Genomic DNA, 19,983 nt, shown 5'->3' with positions numbered 1-19,983 from the left:
CCGCGCAGGTTCTGCGGAACCGTTTCGCAGGAGCGTCAGGCGGGCTGCTGCGCAGCCGCGATGCGCTCGTTGCGGAGCGACTCGTACCACCGGTCGTCGATCGGCGGCAGCGCGTTCACGTCCAGCGCCAGCTTCAGCAGCAGGTCCGCGATCTGCGGGTTTCGCGCGAGGACGGGCCCGTGCATGTACGTACCGAAGACCGTGTCGTTGTACGCGCCCTCGGTGCCGTCGCCCGTGCCGTTGCCCTTGCCGAGCCGCACCTGCGCGAACGGGCGCGCGGTGGGGCCGAGGTGGGTGACGCCCTGGTGGTTCTCGAAGCCGGTCAGCTGCGGCAGGCCCAGCCGCGGGTCGATGTCCGCGAGGACGTCGCCGACGCACCGCTCGCCCTCGCCGCGCGCCGAGACCACGTCGAGCAGGCCGAGGCCCGGCTCGCGCTGTCCGAGGTCGTTGATGAACTCGTGGCCGAGGATCTGGTAGCCGGCGCAGACCGAGAAGACGATCGCGCCGTTGCCGACCGCGCGGTGCAGTCCGCCGTCGCGGCGCAGCCGCTCGGCCGCGAGCCGCTGCGGCCGGTCCTCGCCGCCACCGATCAGATAGATGTCGCCGGAGGTGGGGATCGGCTGGTCGCTGCGCACGTCGAGGCGGGCCACGTCGAGGCCGCGCTGGCGGGCCCGGCGCTCCACGACGAGGGCGTTGCCCTGGTCGCCGTAGGTGCTCAGCAGGTCCGGGTAGATCCACACCAGACGCAGGCTGTTGTCACTCATTCTCTTCGTCCTCCGTGGCTCAGTTGCCGACACGACGCCGCAGATCCTGGAAAGCGGTGTAGTTCGCGATGACCTCGATCCGGCCCGGCGGCGCGAGCTGCACCGCCTGGTCGAGGTTCTCGCACACCTGGAACGACTGGTTCGCGACCTCCAGGCGCACGGCGAGGTCCAGCTTGCGGTCGCCGAGAACGAAGATCGGGTGCCCGGTGAGCCGTGTGTAGTCGACGTCCCACAGCCACGAGGTGTCGGTGCCGTCGGCGCCGCGCGCGTTCACCGAGAGGATGACCGGGGTCGGCGGCGGGTCGATCAGGGAGAACGTCTCCAGCCAGCCCGCGGGGTTCTTGGCGAGCAGCAGACGCAGGTCGCGCTGCATGAACTGCACCACGTCGTAGCGTCCGGCCACCGCCTGCACCTGGTACATGCGTTCCAGGGCGACCTGTGGCGGTACGCCGAAGACGGCGGCGACGGCGGCCGACGAGGCGGCGTTCGCCTTGTTGGCGCGGCCGGGCAGCTGGAGGTGGATCGGCCAGGCCGAACCGTGCGGGTCGAGGACGTGGTCGCCGGAGAGCGCCCAGGTCGGCGTCGGACGGCGGAAGCCGCAGTCGCCGCAGAACCAGTCGTCGCCGGGGCGCTGCATCACACCGCCGCAGGACGGGCAGGACCAGGCGTCGTCCTTCCACATCTGCCCGGCGGCCACCCACATCACGTTCGGTGAGGAGGACGCGGCCCACACGACTAGCGGGTCGTCCGCGTTGGCGACGACCACGGCCTTCGAGCCGGCGAGGCCCTCACGCCAGTGCTCGGCCATCATCCGGGTTTCGGCGGCCCGGTCGAGCTGGTCGCGGGAGAGGTTGAGCAGCGCGATGCACTTCGGGTCGGTGTCGCGCGCGACACCGGAGAGGTACTTCTCGTCGACCTCGATGACCGCGTACTTGGCGTCCGAACCCCCGGCGAGCGCCGAGGTGATGCCCGCGGGCATGTTCGCGCCCAGCGCGTTGGACACCACCGGTCCGGCGGCGCGCAGCGCCTCCGCGATCAGCCGGGTGGTGGTGGTCTTGCCGTTGGTGGCCGACACCAGGATCACGTCCAGGTGTGTGGCCAGCCGGGCCAGCAGGTCGGGGTCGAGCTTGAGTGCCACCCGGCCGCCGATCACCGATCCGCTGCCGCGTCCGGCGGCACGCGAGACGGCCGCCGCCGCCTTGCCCGCCGTCACGGCCAGCTTGGCCCGCGGCGTCAGCGGGTCCGAGTTGCCTGACATCGTTTCTCGATCCTCCTTGCGTACGCGCCGCGCCTCTGCCCCCGGCACCGTGTGGGCCTCAGCCTATCGAGATCCACTCACGCGCCCGAATCGCGGCACCATCACGGTGCCCGCGCGACATGCGCGCGCCTCCCAGGACCGTACCCTTGCCGCCATGCGACACGGCTCCATCCCGGGCACCCACGGGCGCGTCCGGCCTCTGACCCTGCTCGGTGACCCCATCCTGCACACACGGTGTGAAGAGGTCACCGACTTCGGCCCCCAACTCGCCCGGCTCGTCGAGGACATGTTCGCGACGATGTACGCCGCGGAGGGGGTCGGCCTCGCCGCGAACCAGGTCGGCGAGCCGCTCAGAGTCTTCGTGTACGACTGCCCGGACGACGACGATGTCCGGCATCTGGGATATGTGGTGAACCCACGCCTTGTCGAGGCGGATGGTGTGGTGCTGCGCGGGCCGGAGGGGTGTCTGTCGCTGCCGGGGCTGGAGGCGGGCACGGAGCGGTACGACCATGCCGTCGTCGAAGGCTTCACGGTCACCGGCGAACCGGTCCGCGTGCATGGCGTCGGCTGGTTCGCGCGGTGCCTGCAGCACGAGTGCGATCACCTTGACGGTGGGGTGTACGTGGACCGGCTGAGCGGCTGGCGCCACCGCCGGGTGATGCGGCAGGTGGCGCGGGCGTCTTGGGGGCGCTGAGCTTTGCAGCTCAAGGACGGCCGGTCAGAATCCCGGACCGCCGATCCGATCTCCGGCCGCAGCGAGCCGACCCCACAACAGATCAGCCAGACTCCGTACCAACTCGGCCCGCGAGCAAGGCCGTTCGCCCAGCCACCAGTCCCCGGCGGCATGCATCATGCCGACGATCCCGTGACCCCACACCCGCGCGAGCTGCTGGCTGCCGGGACCGAGATCGACCCGCTCCTCGATGACCTCGGCCAATTCCTCGCCCATGCGGCGCAGCAACGGCGCGGAGTGCTTGCCCACGTCGAATCCGGTGTCACCGGGCTGCCCGCCCTCCGCCGGATGCATCAGGAAGCGGTACACCTGAGGGCGTGCCTCGATGGCCGCCAAATACGTGTCCAGCGTCTGCTCCACCCGCTCGCGGCGCTCGGCGGGCGCGTCCAGCGCGGCCCGCAGCGCTTCGAGGAGGGCGTCGGTGTGCCGCTTGGCGAGCGCGGCGTACAGTCCGCCCTTGTCGCCGAAGTGGCGGTAGAGGATCGGCTTGGTAATGCCCGCCTCGGCGGCGATGGCGTTCATCGAGGCCCCGGGGCCGTCGCGGAGTACCACCCGGTCGGCGGCCTCCAGCAGCTCGCGCCGGCGGCGGTCGGCGGACCTCTGCTGATCGGTCCGCTGTGTGGTGTCCATGACTCTCTCCCCACCCGTGCTGATTCGGTGACGCCTGGGCAAACTAACACTCATCGGCGTATGCGTATCGAACGGGCTGCCGAGCGTGGCTCGGGAGTTGACTTTTCCTACTGGTCAGTAACACACTCCAGTTACCGCAAGTAACACTTTAGCGCAGCGCTGGAGGGGCCGTGGCCGAGTTCACTATGGATCTCAACGACGAACAGAAGGAGGTCCGGGACTGGCTGCACGGCTTCGCCGCCGATGTGATCCGCCCCGCGGCCGCCGAATGGGACGAGCGCGAAGAGACTCCCTGGCCGGTCATCCAGGAGGCCGCGAAGGTCGGCATCTACTCCCTGGACTTCTACGCCCAGCAGTACTTCGACCCCACTGGGCTCGGCATACCGATGGCCATGGAGGAGCTGTTCTGGGGTGACGCGGGCATCGCCCTGTCGATCGTCGGCACCGGCCTCGCCGCCGTGGGCGTCCTCGCCAATGGCACCGAGGAGCAGATCGGCACCTGGATTCCCCAGATGTACGGCGATGCCAATGATGTCAAGGTCGCGGCCTTCTGCTCCTCCGAGCCCGACGCCGGCTCCGACGTCGCCTCCATGCGCACCCGTGCCGTCTACGACGAGGCCAAGGACGAGTGGGTCCTGAACGGCACCAAGACCTGGGCGACCAACGGCGGCATCGCCAACGTCCACGTCGTCGTCGCGGTCGTCGACTCGGAGCTGGGCTCCAAGGGCCACGCCTCCTTCATCGTCCCGCCGAACACGCCGGGCCTGTCCCAGGGCCAGAAGTTCAAGAAGCACGGCATCCGCGCCTCGCACACCGCCGAGGTCGTCCTGGAGAACGTCCGGATCCCCGGCTCCTGCCTGCTCGGCGGCAAGGAGAAGCTGGACCAGCGCCTCGCCCGCGCCCGTGAGCGCGCCAAGGCGGGCGGCGGCGAGCGCGTGAAGAACGCTGCCATGGCCACGTTCGAGGCGTCGCGTCCGGCTGTCGGTGCGATGGCGGTCGGGACCGCGCGGGCCGCGTACGAAGAGGCCCTCGAGTACGCCAAGACGCGTGAGCAGTTCGGGCGGCCGATCATCGACAACCAGGGTGTGGCCTTCCAGCTCGCCGACATGCGTACGTCGATCGACGCGGCCCGGCTGCTGGTGTGGCGTGCCTCCTGGATGGCGGTCAACGGCAAGCCGTTCACGGCGGCCGAGGGGTCGATGTCGAAGCTGTTCGCCAGTGAGACGGCGAAGAAGGTCACCGCTCAGGCGGTGCAGATCCTTGGCGGGAACGGGTTCACTCGTGAGTACCCGGTGGAGCGGATGCACCGTGACGCCGCGATCTACACGATCTTCGAGGGGACGAGTGAGATCCAGCGTCTGGTCATCGCGCGAACCCTGTCGGGGATGCCGATCCGCTAGCGGTGTTTCAGGGGCGTGAGTTGCTCGATGTCGTACCTCGCCCTGAGCTCCTCGATCGCCGCATGGTCGGGCGGTCCCCCCGACCCCAGGATCTCCAGCAACTCCTCGAAGTAGCGCTCGTGGTCCGGGGGCGGTGATGCCTGGAAGAACATCTTCGCCGGGGTCTCCATGGGGTTGGAGAAGGCGTGCGGGCACCCGGGCGGTACGACGATGACCGTGCCCGGTGTAGCCCGGACCGCCCGGTTGCCCGAAGGGGACTCCCACTTCTGCCAGTGGTCGGGTGTGCGCACGCGCGGCTCGAAGGCGAGCACGTCCAGCTCGCCTTCGAGCACGTAGAACAGCTCCTCGCTGCGCGTGTGCACATGGGCGCCGACGTCGAATCCGGGCGGCACGACCACCTCGAAGGTGGAGGCCGTGCGCGAGTGCGAGCCGGTCACCTTGAACGTCACGTGCTGGGCGGGTGTGCGCACCACGCGGCCGTGCCCCGGCGGCACGAGCAGCCCTTCGGTCGCCGTCATCGGTCGCTCACCACATCACGGGCAGGGCCTCGGGGCCGCGGATCAACGCACCCTTCCTGAAGGGGACTTGGTCCGGTGGGACGGCGAGCCGCAGCCCCGGCATCCGGTCGAGCAGCGCGTCGACCATGAGCTCGGACTCCAGCCTGGCCAGCATCCCGCCCGGGCAGTAGTGCGGGCCGTTGCCGAACGTCACGTGCGGATTGGGGCTGCGCGAGAAGTCGATCGTCTCCGGGAAGGGGAAGACGTCCGGGTCGCGGTTCGCGGCCAGATAAGACACGTAGAGCGCGTCGCCCGCCCGGATCCGTACGCCCTTGATGTCCACGTCCTCCATCGCGATGCGCGACAGCCCGACCGAGTTGCGGTGCGGGATGTAGCGCAGGAGCTCGTCGATGGCCTGGGGGCGGATCGCCGGGTCGGCGCGGAGCCGCTCGCACAGGTCGCGGCGGGTCAGCAGGATGTAGAACATCTGCCCGCTGTTGTTGGTGACCGCCTCGCCGCCGATCTGGAGGAGCACGGCCAGCCCGACGGCCTCGTCGAGCGTGATCTCGTCCCGGCCCACGGCGGAGCCGAGCAGCGAGGTGACGTCCTCGCCCGTGCTGCCGCCGCGTTCGCCGATGAGCTTCGCGAAGTACGCACCCATCTCGTCCTTGGCCTTCTCGCTGACCTCGGCGCCGTGCGAGGAGGACAGGATCAGCTGCGTCCAGAGGTGCATGCTCTGCCGGTCGACGGCCGGGACGCCCATCAGCTCGCAGATGACCGCGATGGGGAAGGGGCTCAGGACCGCCGCCGTGAGATCGGCGGGTGGCCCCTCCTGGAGCATTTCGTCGACCAGCTCTTCGAGCAACCGCCGGGACTTCTCGCGCACCCGCTCCACCCCGCGCGCCGTGAAGGCGGCGGCCACCGAGCGGCGCAGCCGGGTGTGGTCGGGCGGGTCGAGGAAGCCCACCGCGCCCCGGGCCGGGATGAAGTGCGGGGCGAGCCGCGTGACCTGCTGGTCCATGACCGCCTCACGGCTGAACCGAGCGTCGTTGGTGACCATGCGGACGTCGTCGTACCGCGTCACCAGCCACGCCCAGCCCTCGCCGTTGGGCAGCTGGATCCGGGTGACCGGGCCCTCGCGCATCAGCTCGGTCAGGACCGGGTCGAAGTCCACGCCGTTCAGGTCGAGGGCGGGCCAGTGACGGACGGGAGGGAGTGCTTGGGTGATCGTCTTCTCGGTCATCGCGGTCACGCCCTCCCGTCGCTCGAGGAATGCCAGCGGCCCAGGGCCATCTCCGCGGTGATGCCGGGGCCGAAGCCCGCGAGCAGTCCGCGCGCGGTGTGCTCGGCGCCGCCCTCGTCGAAGAGACGGCGCAGCGCGTCCAGGACGACGGCGCTGGCGATGTTGCCGTACTCGGTGAGGGTGGCCCGGCTGAACCGGAAGGCGTCCGGCGGGACTTCGAGGAACTTGCTGAGGTCGTCGAGGATCCTGGGGCCTCCCGCGTGGATGATGTAGAAGTCCAGGTCGGAGGCGTCCCAGCCGTGCTGTCGCGCAAGGGCGTGGAGCGCGGGAGCGAGCGGTTCCATCGTCCCGGGCACCCGCTTGTCCAGCAGGAAGTGGAAGCCGGTGGCCCGGACGTCGTACATGATCCAGTCTTCGGTCTTGGGGACCAGGTACGAGCCGTTGCGCTCCAGGTGGATGCCGGTGCCGCCCTTGCCGCGTACGACGGCCGCGGCGATACCGTCCCCGAACAGGCCGTTGCACAGGAGCGAGCCGACGCCGAGGTCGGTCGGCTGGTAGCAGAGGGAGCAGAACTCGCAGGCCACGATGAGCGCGTTGGCGTCGGGGTAGGCCGTGCAGAAGTCGTGTGCCCGGTTGATCGCGGCGCCTCCGGCCGCGCAGCCCAGCTGGGCTATGGGTATCTGCCGGGTGTCGCTGCTGAAGTCCATCGAGTTGATCAGCCAGGCCGTGAGCGAGGGCATCATGAACCCGGTGCACGACACGTAGATGATCATGTCGATGTCGGTGGTGAGCATCTCGGCGTCGTCCAGCGCCCGCTGCACGACCGCGGGGACGCGGGCCTTCGCCTCCGTCTCGTAGACCTTGTTGCGTTCCTCGAAGCCCGGGTGTTTCAGCGTCTCTTCGATGGGTTGCACGATGTGCCGGGTTTGGACGCCGGTGTTCTCGATCAGCCGGAGTGCCAACGGCAGTTGGGGGTGGTCCGCGTGACGGGAGCTGGCCAGCTCCAGAGTCTCCTCCATCGTGATCACGAATTCCGGAACCGAGACCGAGGGTCTGCACAAAGTCGCCATGGAGCCCGCCTTCTTTCGCCTTCCGGGGAATGCTTCGTCCCCCGGCGGAAGAGCTGTTCACCCACGATGCGAAGGGTGGTTCACCCACGATCACCCGAAAGGGCGGGGATATCGCGTCGAATTACTCCATTCCGGGGAATTTCGGGTGAGTGTGGGAATCTGGTGGAAGGGCCCCGGACAGCCGAACCGAAGGAGTACGCGATGACGCGGACGGCCAGGGAACTGCTGGACAGCACCACCGGGAAGCTCGCCCCGGACCCCCATGCCAACCGGCTTCTGCCCCTGATCGCCCGGGGCGCGGCGCAGCGCTCCACACTCGCCGCGCTCGCCCTCGAACAGCGCCATGTGATCGCCGCGGACCGCCGGGCTTTCCTGTATCTGGCCGAACGACCGGCCGACGGCCCCGAGGCCTCCGCCTTCTTCGCCATGCTCGCGGAGGGTGAGGCTCTGGCCCAGGACCGGCTCGGCGCGTACGCCGCCGCGGTCGGGGTGGACGAGGCGCGGGCAGCGGCGTACGAGCCGCTCGCGGACTGCCAGACCTATCCCGCGTACGTCGCCTGGCTCGCCCTCAACGGTTCACCGGCCGACGTCGTCCTCGCGCTGAGCGCCAACTTCGCGGCGTGGGGCGGCTATTGCGCGACGATCGCCGGGGCGCTGCGTCGCCATTACGGCTTCGACGACGAGGCCTGCGGCTTCTTCGACTTCTTCGCCGAACCGGCGCCGGAGCTGGAGCACCGGGCTCTGGCGGCCGTGCAGGCGGGGCTCGACGCAGGACGAGTGGACGAGACCGAGGTGTACCGGTACGGCCGCCTGTTGCAGGGCTACGAGGCAGGGTTCTGGCACGCCCTGTGGGAACTCGACCAACGCGTCCTGTGACGAGCGCCCCATCGGGGCGTGGGCTGTGACACTGTGCGGCTGTGCCGCGTGGGCGCGACCTGCCACGTACGGCCTGCGGACTGCATCGAACCGCACCCCCTACGGCGCACCCTGGCCAGGGGCGGACCCGCTGCTGTGCGCGATGCAGGCCACGTCGATGCGATCGGCGAGCTTGGCGAGTTCGATCGTGAGCGCGGCCACCGTGTCCTCGTCGAGCCCGTCCTGGCCGGCCTCCACCAGATGCAGCCACCGGCCGCCCACCGTGCGCAGCAGCTTGCTGACGTCGGCGGCCGCCACCTGCAACGTGCCGCGGTCGTCGACGATCAGAGGCAGGGTCACTTCGCGGTTCACAGAGGGGATCGTAGCTGCGGAACGCTCACGCTCCGTGCCATACGGTGGTGATGTTGCAGAACTCGCGGATTCCGTGCCCCGACAGCTCACGCCCGTAGCCGGACCGCTTGACCCCGCCGAAGGGGAACGCCGGGTGGGACGCCGTCATCCCGTTGACGTACACGCCACCCGCCTCCAGATCACGGACGAACCGGTCCACCTCGGTCTCGTCGCGCGTCCAGACGTTCGAACTCAGCCCGAACGGGCTGTCGTTGGCGAGGGCCACCGCCTCGTCCAGGTCGGCGGCGCGGTAGAGCGTCGCCACGGGCCCGAAGGCCTCCTCGTGGTGGATGCGCATGTCGGGGGTGATGTCGGCGAGGACGGTGGGCGCGTAGTACCAGCCGCGGTCCGTGAACCCTTCGGGGCGTTCGCCGCCGCACAGCACGGTCGCACCGCCTTCCACGGCGTCGTCGACCAGCACCTCCAGGTCGCCGCGGCCCTGCTCGCTGGAGAGCGGCCCGACGTCCGTGTCCTCGTCCAGCGGGTCGCCCACCTTCAACGCCTTCATGCCCGCCGTGAACCGCTTGGCGAAGGCGTCGAACACGTCCGTGTGCACGATGAACCGCTTGGCGGCGATGCACGACTGCCCGTTGTTCTGCACACGCGCCGTCACGGCGACCTGCGCGGCCCGGTCGATGTCGGCGGACGGCATGACGACGAACGGATCGCTGCCGCCCAGCTCCAGGACCGTCTTCTTGACCTCGTCCCCGGCGACCGAGGCGACGGCCCGGCCCGCCGGTTCACTCCCGGTGAGCGTGGCCGCCTTGACACGCGGGTCGCGCAGGATGTCCTCGACCGCGCCGGAGCCGACCAGCAGCGTCTGGAAGCAGCCCTCGGGGAAGCCCGCCCGGCGGAACAGGTCCTCCAGGTAGAGGGCGGTCTGCGGCACGTTCGAGGCGTGCTTGAGCAGGCCCACGTTGCCCGCCATCAGCGCGGGCGCGGCGAACCGGACCACCTGCCAGAGCGGGAAGTTCCACGGCATGACGGCCAGGACCGGGCCCAGCGGCCGGTAGCGCACCAGGACGCGGGAAGCGCCGGAGTCCTTGGCGTCGGACTCGGCGGGCTCCTCGTCGGCGAGAAGGCCCTGGGCGTGGTCGGCGTACCAGCGCATCGCCTTCGCGCACTTCGCGGCCTCCGCGCGGGCCTGCCTGACCGGCTTGCCCATCTCGGTGGTCATCACCCGGCCGATGTCGTCCTGGTCCTCGTCGAGGAGGTCGGCCGCCCTGTGGAGCAGCCGCGCCCGCTCGGCGAAGGACGTGGTGCGATGGATACGGAACGCGGCCTCGGCGGTCGCGAGCCTGCGCTCGATCTCCTCGGCGCCCAGGGCGTCGTACGTCTTGAGCGTCTCGCCGTTCGCCGGGTTCACCGTCGCGATGGGCATGGCCGACCTCCTGAAAGCGGGCTGTGTTTCGACCCTCCCGCGCGGCGGGGTGCGGCGCAACGCGGAGGGCCCCCGTGCCGTGCGCGGACCTGTGCTCTCAGTCCGAGTGTTCCACGAGCCGGTCGAGAAACTCCGCCTGCGCCTTCACGATCAGCGCGCGGGCGCGGTCCAGAGCGAACCACTCCACCCGGTCCAGCTCGGGGAACTCCTGACGGCGGCCCGACTTCGGCGGCCACTCCATCTCGAAGGTCCCCGGGACCACGGCCGCCGGGTCGAGATCCGCCTTGATCGCCCAGGCCGTGACGACCTTGCCGTTGGTCTGCGTGACCTCGCCGAGCGGGATGGCCTCCCCGTCAGGCGGCGGCAGGCCCAGTTCCTCCTGGAACTCGCGGCGCGCCGCGTCCCAGGCGGTCTCGTCGGGCTCGTACTCGCCCTTGGGCACGGTCCAGGCCCCGGCGGTCCGCCGCGCGAAGAAGGGGCCGCCCATATGGCCAAGCAACACCTCCAGGCCGCCATCGGTGTGCCGGAACAACAGCAGTCCGGCGCTGCGCTTCCCCCTCACCGGGACACCTCCGGGTGTGCGGCGAGCAGCGTCCGGACCGTGTCGGCCTCGGCGGGGGTCTTGTCCTCGCGGTAGCGCACGACACGCGCGAAGCGCAGGGTGACGCCGGCCGGGTAGCGGGTGGACTTCTGCAGACCGTCGTACGCGATCTCGACGACGAGTTCGGGCCGTACGGTCACCACATGGCCGTTGTCCTCGACGGCCAGCTCCTGGAGCCGCCCGGTCTGCCAGGTCAGCATCGCGTCGGTCATGCCCTTGAACGTCTTGCCGAGCATCGCGAAGGATCCGTCGGCGGCGCGCGCCCCGAGGTGCAGATTGGACAGCTTGCCGGTGCGCCGCCCGTGGCCCCACTCGGCCGCGAGCACCACCAGGTCGAGGGTGTGTACGGGCTTGACCTTCAGCCAGGAGGCACCGCGCCGGCCCGCGCTGTAGGGGGCGTCGAGGGCCTTGACCACGACACCCTCGTGGCCGCGTGCGAGCGTGTCCGCGAGGAACTTCTCGGCGGCGGCGACATCGTCCGGACCGGACACCAGCGTGCGCCGCACGCGCATCGGCTCGGGCACCAGCCGCGCCAGCTCCGCGTGCCGCTCGGTGAACGGCAGATCGAGCAGATCCTGGCCGTCGACGGACAGCGCGTCGAAGAAGACGGGGGAGACGGGCACGCTCTTGGCGGCCGTGGCCACGTCCACGCGCGAGCCCACCCGCCCGGCGGTCTCCTGGAAGGAGCGTGGCCGCCCGTCCTCGTCCAGCGCGATCACCTCGCCGTCCAGGATGAACCTGGTGTTCTTCAACTCCACTGCGGCGGAGGTCAGTTCGGGCAGACGGTCGGTGATGTCGTCGAGGGTGCGGGTGTAGATGCGTACGTCCTCGCCGTCGCGGTGGAGTTGTACGCGGATGCCGTCGAGCTTCTCCTCGACGGCACACGCGCCCAGCTTGCCGACGGCTTCGGACACGGAAGCCGCCGTGTGCGCCAGCATCGGCAGGACCGGGCGGCCGACGGTGAGCCGGAAGCCGTCGAGTGCCCCGGGCCCTTCGGCGAGCAGCGCCCGTGCCACCGTCTGCAGCGATCCCGCGAGCATCACCGCCCGTCGTACGTCCGTGGCGGGCGCGCCGGTCGCCTCGGCGAGCCCCTCGACCGCGACCGCGTCCAGCGCGCCCTGCCGCACCTCGCCGGTGAGCAGCCCGAGCAGGAACCGCTGCTCGTCCTCGGTGGCCGCGCCCATCAACTCCCCGACCAGCCGCGCCCGAGCGGCCTGCGAGCCGGTGCCGGAGACCTCGCCGAGCTCCGTCAGACGGGCGTCCACCTCCCGCACCGTGAGCGAGGGCTCCGACGCGGGCGGGACCGGCCTGCTGAGGATCTTCCAGCCGATGCCGAGCCGCCCCTGCGGCAGCCGCCCCGCCAGATACGGGATGACGATGGGCACGTCGTCCGCCTCCGCGTCCCGGAACAGCTCCGCGAGCAGAGCGGTCTTCCGGGACCGCGCCGAGGTGGCGGCGACCTCCTGGGACACACGGGCCAGCCGGGTCAGCAGCATGCAGCCATGGTGCAACGGAGGCGCCGGGTCCACACCCGTACGGCAGGGCGCGGGGTTCTAACCCTGTCCCCGCGCGACGGCCGCGTCGAGGTCCGCGAAGAGCAGTTCCCCGTTGAGCGAGGCCGCCGCGCGGTATCCGGCGCCGGCCGCGTTCACGACCTGCTCCGCGAACCCCATCGCGTTCCCCGCCGACCAAACGCCGGGCACGGTCGTCAGCCCCGTGGCGTCGACCACCGGATACGTGCCGAACGGCGTCTCCCGCAGCTCCGCGCCCAGCCGCTCCAACAGACCGGTCTGCGGCACGGCGCGGGGCGCGACGAACAGCACCGAGCGGTCGTGCGTCGTGCCGTCCGCGAGGCGCACCCCGGTGAGCCGGTCGCCGTCGACCACCAGCCCCGCGACCTCGCCGGGCACCACGGCGACCCCGGCCGCGGCGAGCCGGCGCAGGTCGTCGTCGGAGAGCTCGTCCTCGCCGACCGTGTGCAGGAACAGCGTCACGTCCTTCGACCACTGGCTGACCATCAGCGCCTGGTGCACGCTCATCGGCGTGGCGGCCAGCACACCGAAGGCCTCGTCGCGGACCTCCCAGCCGTGGCAGTACGGGCAGTGCAGCACGTCCCGGCCGAAGCGCTCGGCGACGCCCGGCACCGGCGGCAGCTCGTCGACCAGGCCCGTGGCGACGACCAGCCGTCGCGCGTGCACCGTGCGCCCCGCCGCGAGCGTCACGTCGAACTCCCCGGCGCCGTCCCGGACCACGTCCACCGCACGGTCCCGGACCAGCTCGACGCCGTACCCCTCGATCTCCCGCCGCCCCTCGGCGAGGAACTCGGCGGGCGGCATCCCGTCCCGCGACAGATAGCCCTGCAGATGCGCGGCGGGCGCGTTGCGCGGCTCGCCCGCGTCGACGACGAGTGTGCGGCGCCGGGCCCGTCCGAGGACCAGCGCGGCGGACAGCCCGGCCGCGCCACCACCGATGACGACTGCTTCGTACCTCTCGGTCATGGTGACCACCTCCACGGAAAAGGTCGCCCTACTCTGGCCGTATTGACAAATGGCTTTGCCGATTCTGCAATAAGGGCATGAGTGGCACGAGTGGCATGAGTGAGGACGCGCAGACGGACGAGGTGCTGGCCGAGGTCGGGCCGCGGCTGCGGCGTATCAGGAAGGAGCGCGGGGCGACTCTGGCGGGGCTGTCCGAGGCGACCGGCATCTCCGTGAGCACGCTGTCACGCCTGGAGTCCGGGCTGCGCAAGCCCAGCCTGGAGCTGCTGCTGCCGATCGCCCGCGCCCACCAGGTGCCGCTGGACGAACTGGTCGGGGCGCCACCCGTGGGCGACCCGCGCGTGCGGTCCAAGCCGATCGTCCGGCACGGTCGTACGCACTGGCCGCTCACCCGGCAGCCCGGCGGGCTCCAGGCGTTCAAGGTGCTCGAACCGCAGCGGAAGGCGGTACCGGACCCGCGTACGCACGAGGGCTACGAGTGGCTGTATGTGCTGTCCGGGCGGCTGCGGCTCGTGCTCGGGGAGCACGACGTGGTGCTCGGTCCGGGGGAGGCGGCCGAGTTCGACACCCGGGTGCCTCACTGGTTCGGCTCGACGGGGGACGGGCCCGCGGAGTTCCTGAGCCTCTTCGGGCCACAGGGGGAGCGGATGCACGTCCGGGCGCGCCCCACCCGTTCGTGACGCACGCGACTGTTCCCTGATGGGCAAGCGACCGCTTAGTATGCAGTCGAGCCCGGTCAGACGAAGCAGTCCCGTGGAGGCCCCGCATGCAGGCATGGCAAGTGCACCAGAACGGCGAGCCGAGCGAGGTGATGCGCCTCGAAGACGTGGAGCGGCCGGTGCCCGCCGAGGGTCAGGTCCTGCTCAAGGTGCGCGCGGCGAACATCAACTTCCCCGACGCGCTGCTGTGCCGCGGGCAGTACCAGGTCAGGCCGCCGCTGCCATTCACGCCCGGCGTGGAGATCTGCGGCGAGACCGAGGACGGGCGCCGCGTGCTCGCCAACCCCGCGCTGCCGTACGGCGGTTTCGCCGAGTACGCCGTCGCGGATGCCACGGCTTTGCTGCCCGCGCCCGACGCCCTCGACGACGCCGAGGCGGCAGCGCTGCACATCGGCTACCAGACGGGGTGGTTCGGTCTGCACCGGCGCGCCGGGCTGGAAGCGGGGGAGACCCTGCTCGTGCACGCGGCCGCCGGAGGTGTCGGCAGCGCCGCCGTGCAGCTCGGAAAGGCGGCGGGCGCCAGGGTCATCGGCGTGGTGGGCGGGGCGGACAAGGCCGCCGTCGCCCGTGAGCTGGGATGCGACGTCGTCATCGACCGGCGCACCGAGGACGTCGTCGGCGCGGTCAAGGAAGCCACCGGCGGCCGGGGTGCGGACGTGATCTACGACCCCGTCGGAGGCGCGGCCTACGCCCAGTCCGCCAAGGTCGTCGCCTTCGAGGGCCGGATCGTCGTCGTGGGCTTCGCGAGCGGGACCATCCCGAGTCCGGCGCTGAACCACGCCCTCGTGAAGAACTACTCGATCCTCGGCCTGCACTGGGGCCTCTACAACACCAAGAACCCGAAGCTGATCCAGCACTGCCACGAGCAGCTCACCGAGCTCGCCGCGCGGGGCGCGATCAAGCCGCTGATCAGCGAGCGCGTGCCGCTGAGCGGCGCGGCGGCCGCAGTGCAGCGGGTCGCCGACGGTGTCACCACCGGCCGGGTCGCCGTGGTGCCCTCACTGGAGAACGGAGCAACCGCATGACCGACGCCGCACACGAGGGCGGTGCACTGGACGCCACCGAACTGCGCCGCCGTACCCAGGAGTTGCTGGCCGCGCACCCGCCGCTGGCGACCGACCGGCTGGACTTCCTCAAGGCCCGCTTCGACGCCGGACTCGCCTGGGTCCACTACCCCGAGGGCCTCGGTGGCCTCGGGGCCCCGCGCACCCTCCAGGCCGTCGTGGACGCCGAGTTGGAGGCCGCGGGCGCGCCCGACAACGACCCGCGGCGCATCGGCATCGGCCTCGGCATGGCCGCGCCGACGATCCTCGGCTTCGGCACCGAGGAGCAGAAGCGGCGCTTCCTCAGGCCCCTTTGGGTCGGTGAGGAGGTCTGGTGCCAGCTCTTCAGCGAGCCGGGGGCCGGGTCCGACCTCGCCGCGCTCGGTACACGGGCCGTCCGTACCGGCGACAGCTGGGTGGTCAACGGGCAGAAGGTGTGGACGTCCAGCGCCCACGTCGCCCGCTGGGCGATCCTCATCGCCCGCACCGACCCGGACGTGCCCAAGCACCGCGGCATCACGTACTTCATCTGCGACATGACCGACCCTGGTGTCGAGGTGCGGCCACTGCGCCAGATCACCGGCGAGGCCGAGTTCAACGAGGTCTTCCTCACCGACGTGCGCATCCCGGACGCCCACCGGCTCGGTGAGGTCGGCGACGGCTGGAAGGTCGCGCAGACCACGCTCATGAACGAGCGCGTCTCCATCGGCGGCATGCGCATTCCGCGCGAGGGCGGCATGATCGGCCCGGTCTCCCAGACCTGGCGCGAGCGCCCCGAACTGCGCACCCACGACCTGCACCAGCGCCTGCTGAAGCTGTGGGTCGAGTCCGAGGTGGCCCGGCTCTCCGGCGAGCGGCTTCGCCAGCAGCTCGCCGCGGGCCAGCCCGGGCACGAGGGCTCCGGCATGAAGCTCGGATTCGCCCGCCTCAACCAGGAGATCAGTGGCCTGGAGGTCGAACTCCTCGGCGAGGAAGGCCTGTTGTACGAGGACTGGACGATGCGCCGCCCTGAACTGGTCGACTTCGTCGGCCGGGACGCGGGTTACCGCTACCTCCGCTCCAAGGGCAACAGCATCGAGGGCGGGACCAGCGAGGTCCTGCTGAACATCGTCGCCGAGCGCGTCCTGGGCCTGCCCCCGGAGCCGCGCACCGACAAGGACGTCGCCTGGAAGGACCTGGCCCGATGACCGACCTGCTCTACTCGGAGGAGGAAGAGGCGCTGCGCGCCGCCGTCCGCGACCTCCTCACGGACCACTGCGACGCGGCGGGCGTCATCGCCCGCACGGAGTCGGACGCGCCGCACGACCGTGCGTTGTGGAAGGCGCTGGCGGACGGGATGGGCCTGGCGGGCCTGCTCGTGCCGGAGTCGCAGGGCGGCCAGGGCGCCACCCACCGCGAAGTCGCCGTGGTCCTTGAGGAGCTGGGCCGCGCGGTCGCGCCCGTGCCCTATCTGACGAGTGCCGTCGTCGCGACGGAGGCGCTGCTTGCCTGCGAGGGCGCGGAGGGCGCGGAGCTGCTGGCCGCGCTGGCGTCGGGGCGGACGGTGGGCGCGCTCGCCGTCGCGCTGAACGTCGGACCCGGCGGCGCCTACAAGGCCGTACGCCATGAAGACGGCGCGCTGCACGGGGAGTTGACGGGCATCGCGGACGCGCTGGCCGCCGACGTCCTGCTGGTGCCCGCGGAGGACGGCGGGCTGTATGCCGTCGACGCGGACGCCGTCACGGTCACCCCGCAGGTCTCCCTGGACCTCACCCGGCCCGTCGCCACGGTCACCTTCGACGGGGCGCGGGCGCGCAGGGTGGGCACCGCCGAACCCGCCGTACGCCGGGCCCTGCGCGCCGGTGCCGGACTGCTCGCCTCCGAGCAACTCGGCCTCGCCGACTGGTCGTTGACCGAGACGGTCCGCTACCTGAAGGAGCGCAAGCAGTTCAACCGGCCCGTCGGTGGCTTCCAGGCGCTCAAGCACCGGCTGGCGCAGCTGTGGCTGGAGGTCGTCAACACGCGCGCCGCGGCCCGGGGTGCCGCCGACGCGCTGGCCACCGGCAGCGACGACGCCGACGTGGCGGTCGCGGTCGCCCAGGCGTACGCGGCGCCCGTCGCCGTGCACGCCGCCGAGGAGGCGGTGCAACTGCACGGCGGCATCGGCATGACGTGGGAGCACCCGGCGCACCTGTACCTGAAGCGCGCCAAGGCCGACTCCCTCGCGTACGGCACGGCGGGCGCGCACCGTGAGGCGCTGGCCGGACTGGTCGACCTCCAGGCACCCTGACGCACACCCATGAGAAGCCCGCCCCACCGGGGGCGGGCTTTTCGGTGTGCCTTGCCCAAAACAAGTGAACGTACGGCGGCAGTCCGGCCAACTCCCCGCACGAGACTGCTCCTTGGGTCCTGAAGGACCCCATACTCGCTGGGGTCCCGTACGGCACTTCCAGGGAGGCAGAGCATGGCCCTTACCACCCGTCGCAGAGCCCTCACCACCCTCGGCGCCGCCCTCGCGGGCTCGGTCGCGCTGCCCGCGGCGTACGCGCGGGCGGGTGAGCGCAAGCAGGGACCGCGCCCGCTGTGGCGCGCTCACGCGCACAACGACTTCGAGCACCCGCGCCCGCTGTTCGACGCCCTCGACCACCGCTTCGGCAGTGTCGAGGCCGACATCTACCTGGTCGGCGACCAGCTCCTCGTCGCCCACGACCCCGTCGAGCTCGACCCGACCCGCACCCTCGAATCCCTCTACCTCGAACCTCTCGCCGCCCGCGTCAAGGCCAACCACGGCTCGGTGTACCGGGGTTACCGCACGCCCCTGCAACTCCTCATCGACATCAAGACCGAGGGCTCCTCCACGTACCTCGAACTCGACCGCCATCTGAACCGCTACCGGCACCTGTTCACGACGTACGCGCACGGTCGCGTGTACCGCGGTCCGGTCACGGCCGTGATCTCCGGCGACCGTGCCGCCCGTACGCCCATGGAGGCCCAGAGCGTCCGGCGCGCCTTCTACGACGGCCGGCTCACCGACCTCGGCAGCGCGGCCCCCGCCTCCTTCGTCCCCCTCATCAGCGACAACTGGACACTCAACTTCACCTGGCTGGGCGACGGCCCGTTCCCGGACGCCGAGCGCGAGAAGCTGCGCGGCATCATCGGCGCGGCGCACGCGCGCCGGCAGAAGGTGCGGTTCTGGGCGACGACCGATCTGGCGGGCCCCGCCCGTGACGCACTCTGGGGCGAACTCCTGGCCGCCGACGTCGACTACCTCAACACGGACGACCTCGCGGGCCTCGAAACGTTCCTGGACGCCCACGAGCGGGCGTAGCCACCGCACGAACATCACACGTTCGGGGGACACGTCAGCCGCCCGGACGAACCCTCCGCTACGCGACACTTGCGGCCGAAAGCCGCGGTGTCGACGTGGCGGAGGAGGTTGACGATGGCCATTTCCATCTCTGTGGTGGTACTGCTCCTGATCCTCGCGGTGATCTTCCTGCGCAACGGCGCGCTGAAGCTCTCGCACGCCCTGGTCTGTGTGCTGCTCGGCTTCTATCTGGCGAGCACGAGCATGGCGCCGACCATCCACAACGGGCTCACGGCGACGGCGAACATCGTGAGCAGCCTGAACCCATGAGGTCGCAGGTCCGCTAGGGCCGTGAGAACACGCCGATGCCGTTCGGGACCGGGCGTTCGGCGCCGCCACTGGGGTGATTGAGGACGCTGACGGCGTCCGCCCCCGGCTCTCGGGCGACCATCGTGGTGGAGCCGCCGCCGTCGAGACTGAAGGCATCGTCGGAGCCCAACTTCCGCATGGTGTCCGCGACCTCGGCGATGGTGAGCCCGCTGCGGAACTCGGGCGCGCCGTCGAGGGCGAGGAGCAGCAGACGCCGGCCGCCGTGCGAGATGCCCACCGCGGTCCGTACGGCCGCGGTCGTGTTGTCGAGGCCGGGCAACGGCTGACCGTCGGTGAGCACCGGGTAGCCGCCGAGCGCGAAGCGGTACGGGATCCGGGTGGCCTCGGCCACCAGACGGTGCCGCACCCCGACCAGCTCGCCCCACGACAACTTCCGCAACTGCTGCGCGCCCGCTTCACGGCCCACCAGAACAGTGGTGCCGGGAGCGATGGAACCACTGCCGGGAGTGTTGGCCGACGACACGACGCGGCCATGCCGGACTGTCACCTCATAGGTGTCGGAACTACACGGCGCGGCCCGATTGGTGTCCGTGCCACACGTGGCCCGCACTCGGGAGACACCGCCCCAGTCCGAGGTGAACGCGCCGATCGAACCCTCCGGCAGCGCGTACTGGTTGAGCCCGCCGAGCGGCCACCGCCCCTCGTGACTGCGTACGGAACCGGCGAGCGCCAGGCTGTCCAGCCGGGCCCTGCGGTCGACGCCCACGCCGAGCACCTCCTCGGTGGTCGTGCCGGGCGGCAGGGCGGGCCCGAAACGCTGGCCGTTCGGGACCGCCGCCTTGAGCTCGTGGCCGCTCGCCATCGCCGGGCCCACGGTCGAGCCGGTCGCCTCGACCCCCGGATGCTGGGTCTCCGTGATGTTGAAGAAGTCGCCGTTGACGCCCGCGACGGCACCCGCGGAGTCGGCCAGCTGGGAGACGGGCGCCCGGGACGCCACGGCTCCGGGGTGGAGGAGGTCGACCCGCACCCGCGGATTGCGCAGATCGACGGTCAACACATGTGCGTGCGCCACACCTTTGGCGGCCGGGATGTCCAACTCCGTGTAGACGACGCCGGATGCGAGGGCGGTGCCCGCGGTGCCCTCCACGCCGCTGGGCGGGGGGGGGCCCCCAAAAGGGGGGAGAAGAGAGGCACAACCCCTCCCCAGAACCCCCCACAACCCCCCTCCGAAACCCCCTCGCCACACCCCCCTCTCCCCCCCCCT

The 19,983-nt window shown here is 71.1% G+C and carries 21 protein-coding genes; 9 read left to right on the top strand and 12 right to left on the bottom strand.

What is annotated here, in order from left to right:
* Nucleotides 1-35: 35 nt before the first annotated feature.
* A complete protein-coding gene (locus ACZ4WS_RS34870) occupies nucleotides 36-764 on the bottom strand; it encodes a type 1 glutamine amidotransferase (RefSeq protein WP_467986807.1) in 729 nt (242 codons plus the stop codon).
* Nucleotides 765-783: 19 nt separating this feature from the next.
* Entirely contained in the window at nucleotides 784-2,022 is a 1,239-nt protein-coding gene (locus tag ACZ4WS_RS34865) for a MurT ligase domain-containing protein (RefSeq protein ID WP_266417041.1), read from the bottom strand.
* A 154-nt stretch (nucleotides 2,023-2,176) separates the two neighbouring features.
* Here ACZ4WS_RS34865 and def point away from each other — a divergent pair, with 154 nt between their 5' ends.
* Nucleotides 2,177-2,716: a peptide deformylase gene (gene def / locus ACZ4WS_RS34860; protein WP_467986805.1), complete on the top strand. Its 540-nt coding sequence runs from the start codon at nucleotides 2,177-2,179 to the stop codon at nucleotides 2,714-2,716.
* Nucleotides 2,717-2,740: 24 nt separating this feature from the next.
* On the opposite strand, the gene ACZ4WS_RS34855 is transcribed toward def, so the two are convergent.
* The gene (locus tag ACZ4WS_RS34855) at nucleotides 2,741-3,385 is read right to left on the bottom strand and encodes a TetR/AcrR family transcriptional regulator (protein WP_467986804.1); all 645 of its coding nucleotides are present in this window, start codon (nucleotides 3,383-3,385) and stop codon (nucleotides 2,741-2,743) included.
* A gap of 170 nt (nucleotides 3,386-3,555) precedes the next feature.
* On the opposite strand from ACZ4WS_RS34855, the gene ACZ4WS_RS34850 reads away from it, so the two are divergent.
* Nucleotides 3,556-4,785: an acyl-CoA dehydrogenase family protein gene (locus tag ACZ4WS_RS34850; protein WP_467986803.1), complete on the top strand. Its 1,230-nt coding sequence runs from the start codon at nucleotides 3,556-3,558 to the stop codon at nucleotides 4,783-4,785.
* Here the strand turns inward: ACZ4WS_RS34850 and ACZ4WS_RS34845 are convergent.
* Genes ACZ4WS_RS34845 through ACZ4WS_RS34835 form a run of 3 tightly spaced genes read right to left on the bottom strand, consistent with a single transcriptional unit; the run spans nucleotide 4,782 to nucleotide 7,595 of the window.
* Nucleotides 4,782-5,303, bottom strand: a complete 522-nt coding sequence (locus ACZ4WS_RS34845) for a cupin domain-containing protein (RefSeq protein ID WP_467986801.1) — start codon at nucleotides 5,301-5,303, stop codon at nucleotides 4,782-4,784. The genes ACZ4WS_RS34850 and ACZ4WS_RS34845 overlap by 4 nt on opposite strands.
* Before the next feature lie 7 nt (nucleotides 5,304-5,310).
* Nucleotides 5,311-6,525: a cytochrome P450 gene (locus ACZ4WS_RS34840; RefSeq protein WP_467986891.1), complete on the bottom strand. Its 1,215-nt coding sequence runs from the start codon at nucleotides 6,523-6,525 to the stop codon at nucleotides 5,311-5,313.
* Between the two features lie 5 nt (nucleotides 6,526-6,530).
* Nucleotides 6,531-7,595: a type III polyketide synthase gene (locus ACZ4WS_RS34835; RefSeq protein ID WP_467986800.1), complete on the bottom strand. Its 1,065-nt coding sequence runs from the start codon at nucleotides 7,593-7,595 to the stop codon at nucleotides 6,531-6,533.
* Between the two features lie 201 nt (nucleotides 7,596-7,796).
* Here ACZ4WS_RS34835 and ACZ4WS_RS34830 point away from each other — a divergent pair, with 201 nt between their 5' ends.
* On the top strand, nucleotides 7,797-8,471 hold the full coding sequence (locus tag ACZ4WS_RS34830; RefSeq protein ID WP_467986799.1) for a transcriptional regulator: 675 nt from the start codon (nucleotides 7,797-7,799) through the stop codon (nucleotides 8,469-8,471).
* A gap of 99 nt (nucleotides 8,472-8,570) precedes the next feature.
* Here the strand turns inward: ACZ4WS_RS34830 and ACZ4WS_RS34825 are convergent, their stop codons facing one another.
* The 5 genes from ACZ4WS_RS34825 to ACZ4WS_RS34805 form a co-directional block, all read right to left on the bottom strand.
* The gene (locus tag ACZ4WS_RS34825) at nucleotides 8,571-8,822 is read right to left on the bottom strand and encodes a DUF6213 family protein (protein ID WP_467986797.1); all 252 of its coding nucleotides are present in this window, start codon (nucleotides 8,820-8,822) and stop codon (nucleotides 8,571-8,573) included.
* 25 nt (nucleotides 8,823-8,847) lie between these two features.
* Nucleotides 8,848-10,242, bottom strand: a complete 1,395-nt coding sequence (locus tag ACZ4WS_RS34820; RefSeq protein ID WP_467986796.1) for an NADP-dependent succinic semialdehyde dehydrogenase — start codon at nucleotides 10,240-10,242, stop codon at nucleotides 8,848-8,850.
* Nucleotides 10,243-10,339: 97 nt separating this feature from the next.
* A complete protein-coding gene (locus tag ACZ4WS_RS34815) occupies nucleotides 10,340-10,804 on the bottom strand; it encodes an NUDIX hydrolase (RefSeq protein ID WP_467986795.1) in 465 nt (154 codons plus the stop codon).
* The gene (locus ACZ4WS_RS34810; RefSeq protein ID WP_467986793.1) at nucleotides 10,801-12,339 is read right to left on the bottom strand and encodes an ATP-dependent DNA ligase; all 1,539 of its coding nucleotides are present in this window, start codon (nucleotides 12,337-12,339) and stop codon (nucleotides 10,801-10,803) included. The genes ACZ4WS_RS34815 and ACZ4WS_RS34810 overlap by 4 nt, the downstream gene beginning before the upstream one ends.
* A 57-nt stretch (nucleotides 12,340-12,396) precedes the next feature.
* Nucleotides 12,397-13,341 (bottom strand): NAD(P)/FAD-dependent oxidoreductase, encoded by a 945-nt coding sequence (locus tag ACZ4WS_RS34805; protein ID WP_467986792.1) that lies wholly within the window; start codon nucleotides 13,339-13,341, stop codon nucleotides 12,397-12,399.
* A gap of 77 nt (nucleotides 13,342-13,418) precedes the next feature.
* On the opposite strand from ACZ4WS_RS34805, the gene ACZ4WS_RS34800 reads away from it, so the two are divergent.
* The 6 genes from ACZ4WS_RS34800 to ACZ4WS_RS34775 all read left to right on the top strand — a co-directional run bounded on the left by ACZ4WS_RS34800 (nucleotide 13,419) and on the right by ACZ4WS_RS34775 (nucleotide 18,719).
* Entirely contained in the window at nucleotides 13,419-14,021 is a 603-nt protein-coding gene (locus ACZ4WS_RS34800; RefSeq protein WP_467986791.1) for a helix-turn-helix domain-containing protein, read from the top strand.
* A gap of 86 nt (nucleotides 14,022-14,107) precedes the next feature.
* Nucleotides 14,108-15,085 (top strand): NADPH:quinone oxidoreductase family protein, encoded by a 978-nt coding sequence (locus tag ACZ4WS_RS34795; RefSeq protein WP_467986789.1) that lies wholly within the window; start codon nucleotides 14,108-14,110, stop codon nucleotides 15,083-15,085.
* A complete protein-coding gene (locus ACZ4WS_RS34790; protein WP_467986788.1) occupies nucleotides 15,082-16,290 on the top strand; it encodes an acyl-CoA dehydrogenase family protein in 1,209 nt (402 codons plus the stop codon). Before ACZ4WS_RS34795 ends, ACZ4WS_RS34790 begins: the two co-directional genes overlap by 4 nt.
* Nucleotides 16,287-17,372, top strand: coding sequence for an acyl-CoA dehydrogenase family protein (locus ACZ4WS_RS34785; RefSeq protein WP_467986787.1), 1,086 nt, complete (start codon nucleotides 16,287-16,289; stop codon nucleotides 17,370-17,372). Before ACZ4WS_RS34790 ends, ACZ4WS_RS34785 begins: the two co-directional genes overlap by 4 nt.
* A 174-nt stretch (nucleotides 17,373-17,546) precedes the next feature.
* Nucleotides 17,547-18,410: a phosphatidylinositol-specific phospholipase C/glycerophosphodiester phosphodiesterase family protein gene (locus ACZ4WS_RS34780; RefSeq protein WP_467986785.1), complete on the top strand. Its 864-nt coding sequence runs from the start codon at nucleotides 17,547-17,549 to the stop codon at nucleotides 18,408-18,410.
* A 114-nt stretch (nucleotides 18,411-18,524) separates the two neighbouring features.
* The gene (locus ACZ4WS_RS34775) at nucleotides 18,525-18,719 is read left to right on the top strand and encodes a hypothetical protein (protein WP_467986784.1); all 195 of its coding nucleotides are present in this window, start codon (nucleotides 18,525-18,527) and stop codon (nucleotides 18,717-18,719) included.
* Between the two features lie 13 nt (nucleotides 18,720-18,732).
* Here the strand turns inward: ACZ4WS_RS34775 and ACZ4WS_RS34770 are convergent, their stop codons facing one another.
* Nucleotides 18,733-19,866 (bottom strand): phosphodiester glycosidase family protein, encoded by a 1,134-nt coding sequence (locus tag ACZ4WS_RS34770; RefSeq protein ID WP_467986783.1) that lies wholly within the window; start codon nucleotides 19,864-19,866, stop codon nucleotides 18,733-18,735.
* Between the last annotated feature and the right edge of the window lie 117 nt (nucleotides 19,867-19,983).

It is taken from the genome of Streptomyces sp. NPDC029292 (assembly GCF_055569295.1).
This window is presented reverse-complemented; position numbering and strand designations above follow the sequence as displayed.

Excerpts from the sequence above, each read along its gene's own strand:
- def (WP_467986805.1), top strand. The coding sequence starts at position 2,177 with ATGCGACACGGCTCCATCCCGGGCACCCACGGGCGCGTCCGGCCTCTG.
- ACZ4WS_RS34780 (WP_467986785.1), top strand. The coding sequence starts at position 17,547 with ATGGCCCTTACCACCCGTCGCAGAGCCCTCACCACCCTCGGCGCCGCC.
- ACZ4WS_RS34795 (WP_467986789.1), top strand. The coding sequence starts at position 14,108 with ATGCAGGCATGGCAAGTGCACCAGAACGGCGAGCCGAGCGAGGTGATG.
- ACZ4WS_RS34830 (WP_467986799.1), top strand. The coding sequence starts at position 7,797 with ATGACGCGGACGGCCAGGGAACTGCTGGACAGCACCACCGGGAAGCTC.
- ACZ4WS_RS34855 (WP_467986804.1), bottom strand. The coding sequence starts at position 3,385 with ATGGACACCACACAGCGGACCGATCAGCAGAGGTCCGCCGACCGCCGC.
- ACZ4WS_RS34845 (WP_467986801.1), bottom strand. The coding sequence starts at position 5,303 with ATGACGGCGACCGAAGGGCTGCTCGTGCCGCCGGGGCACGGCCGCGTG.
- ACZ4WS_RS34775 (WP_467986784.1), top strand. The coding sequence starts at position 18,525 with ATGGCCATTTCCATCTCTGTGGTGGTACTGCTCCTGATCCTCGCGGTG.
- ACZ4WS_RS34820 (WP_467986796.1), bottom strand. The coding sequence starts at position 10,242 with ATGCCCATCGCGACGGTGAACCCGGCGAACGGCGAGACGCTCAAGACG.
- ACZ4WS_RS34835 (WP_467986800.1), bottom strand. The coding sequence starts at position 7,595 with ATGGCGACTTTGTGCAGACCCTCGGTCTCGGTTCCGGAATTCGTGATC.
- ACZ4WS_RS34805 (WP_467986792.1), bottom strand. The coding sequence starts at position 13,341 with ATGACCGAGAGGTACGAAGCAGTCGTCATCGGTGGTGGCGCGGCCGGG.
- ACZ4WS_RS34840 (WP_467986891.1), bottom strand. The coding sequence starts at position 6,525 with ATGACCGAGAAGACGATCACCCAAGCACTCCCTCCCGTCCGTCACTGG.
- ACZ4WS_RS34870 (WP_467986807.1), bottom strand. The coding sequence starts at position 764 with ATGAGTGACAACAGCCTGCGTCTGGTGTGGATCTACCCGGACCTGCTG.
- ACZ4WS_RS34810 (WP_467986793.1), bottom strand. The coding sequence starts at position 12,339 with ATGCTGCTGACCCGGCTGGCCCGTGTGTCCCAGGAGGTCGCCGCCACC.
- ACZ4WS_RS34865 (WP_266417041.1), bottom strand. The coding sequence starts at position 2,022 with ATGTCAGGCAACTCGGACCCGCTGACGCCGCGGGCCAAGCTGGCCGTG.
- ACZ4WS_RS34785 (WP_467986787.1), top strand. The coding sequence starts at position 16,287 with ATGACCGACCTGCTCTACTCGGAGGAGGAAGAGGCGCTGCGCGCCGCC.
- ACZ4WS_RS34800 (WP_467986791.1), top strand. The coding sequence starts at position 13,419 with ATGAGTGGCACGAGTGGCATGAGTGAGGACGCGCAGACGGACGAGGTG.
- ACZ4WS_RS34790 (WP_467986788.1), top strand. The coding sequence starts at position 15,082 with ATGACCGACGCCGCACACGAGGGCGGTGCACTGGACGCCACCGAACTG.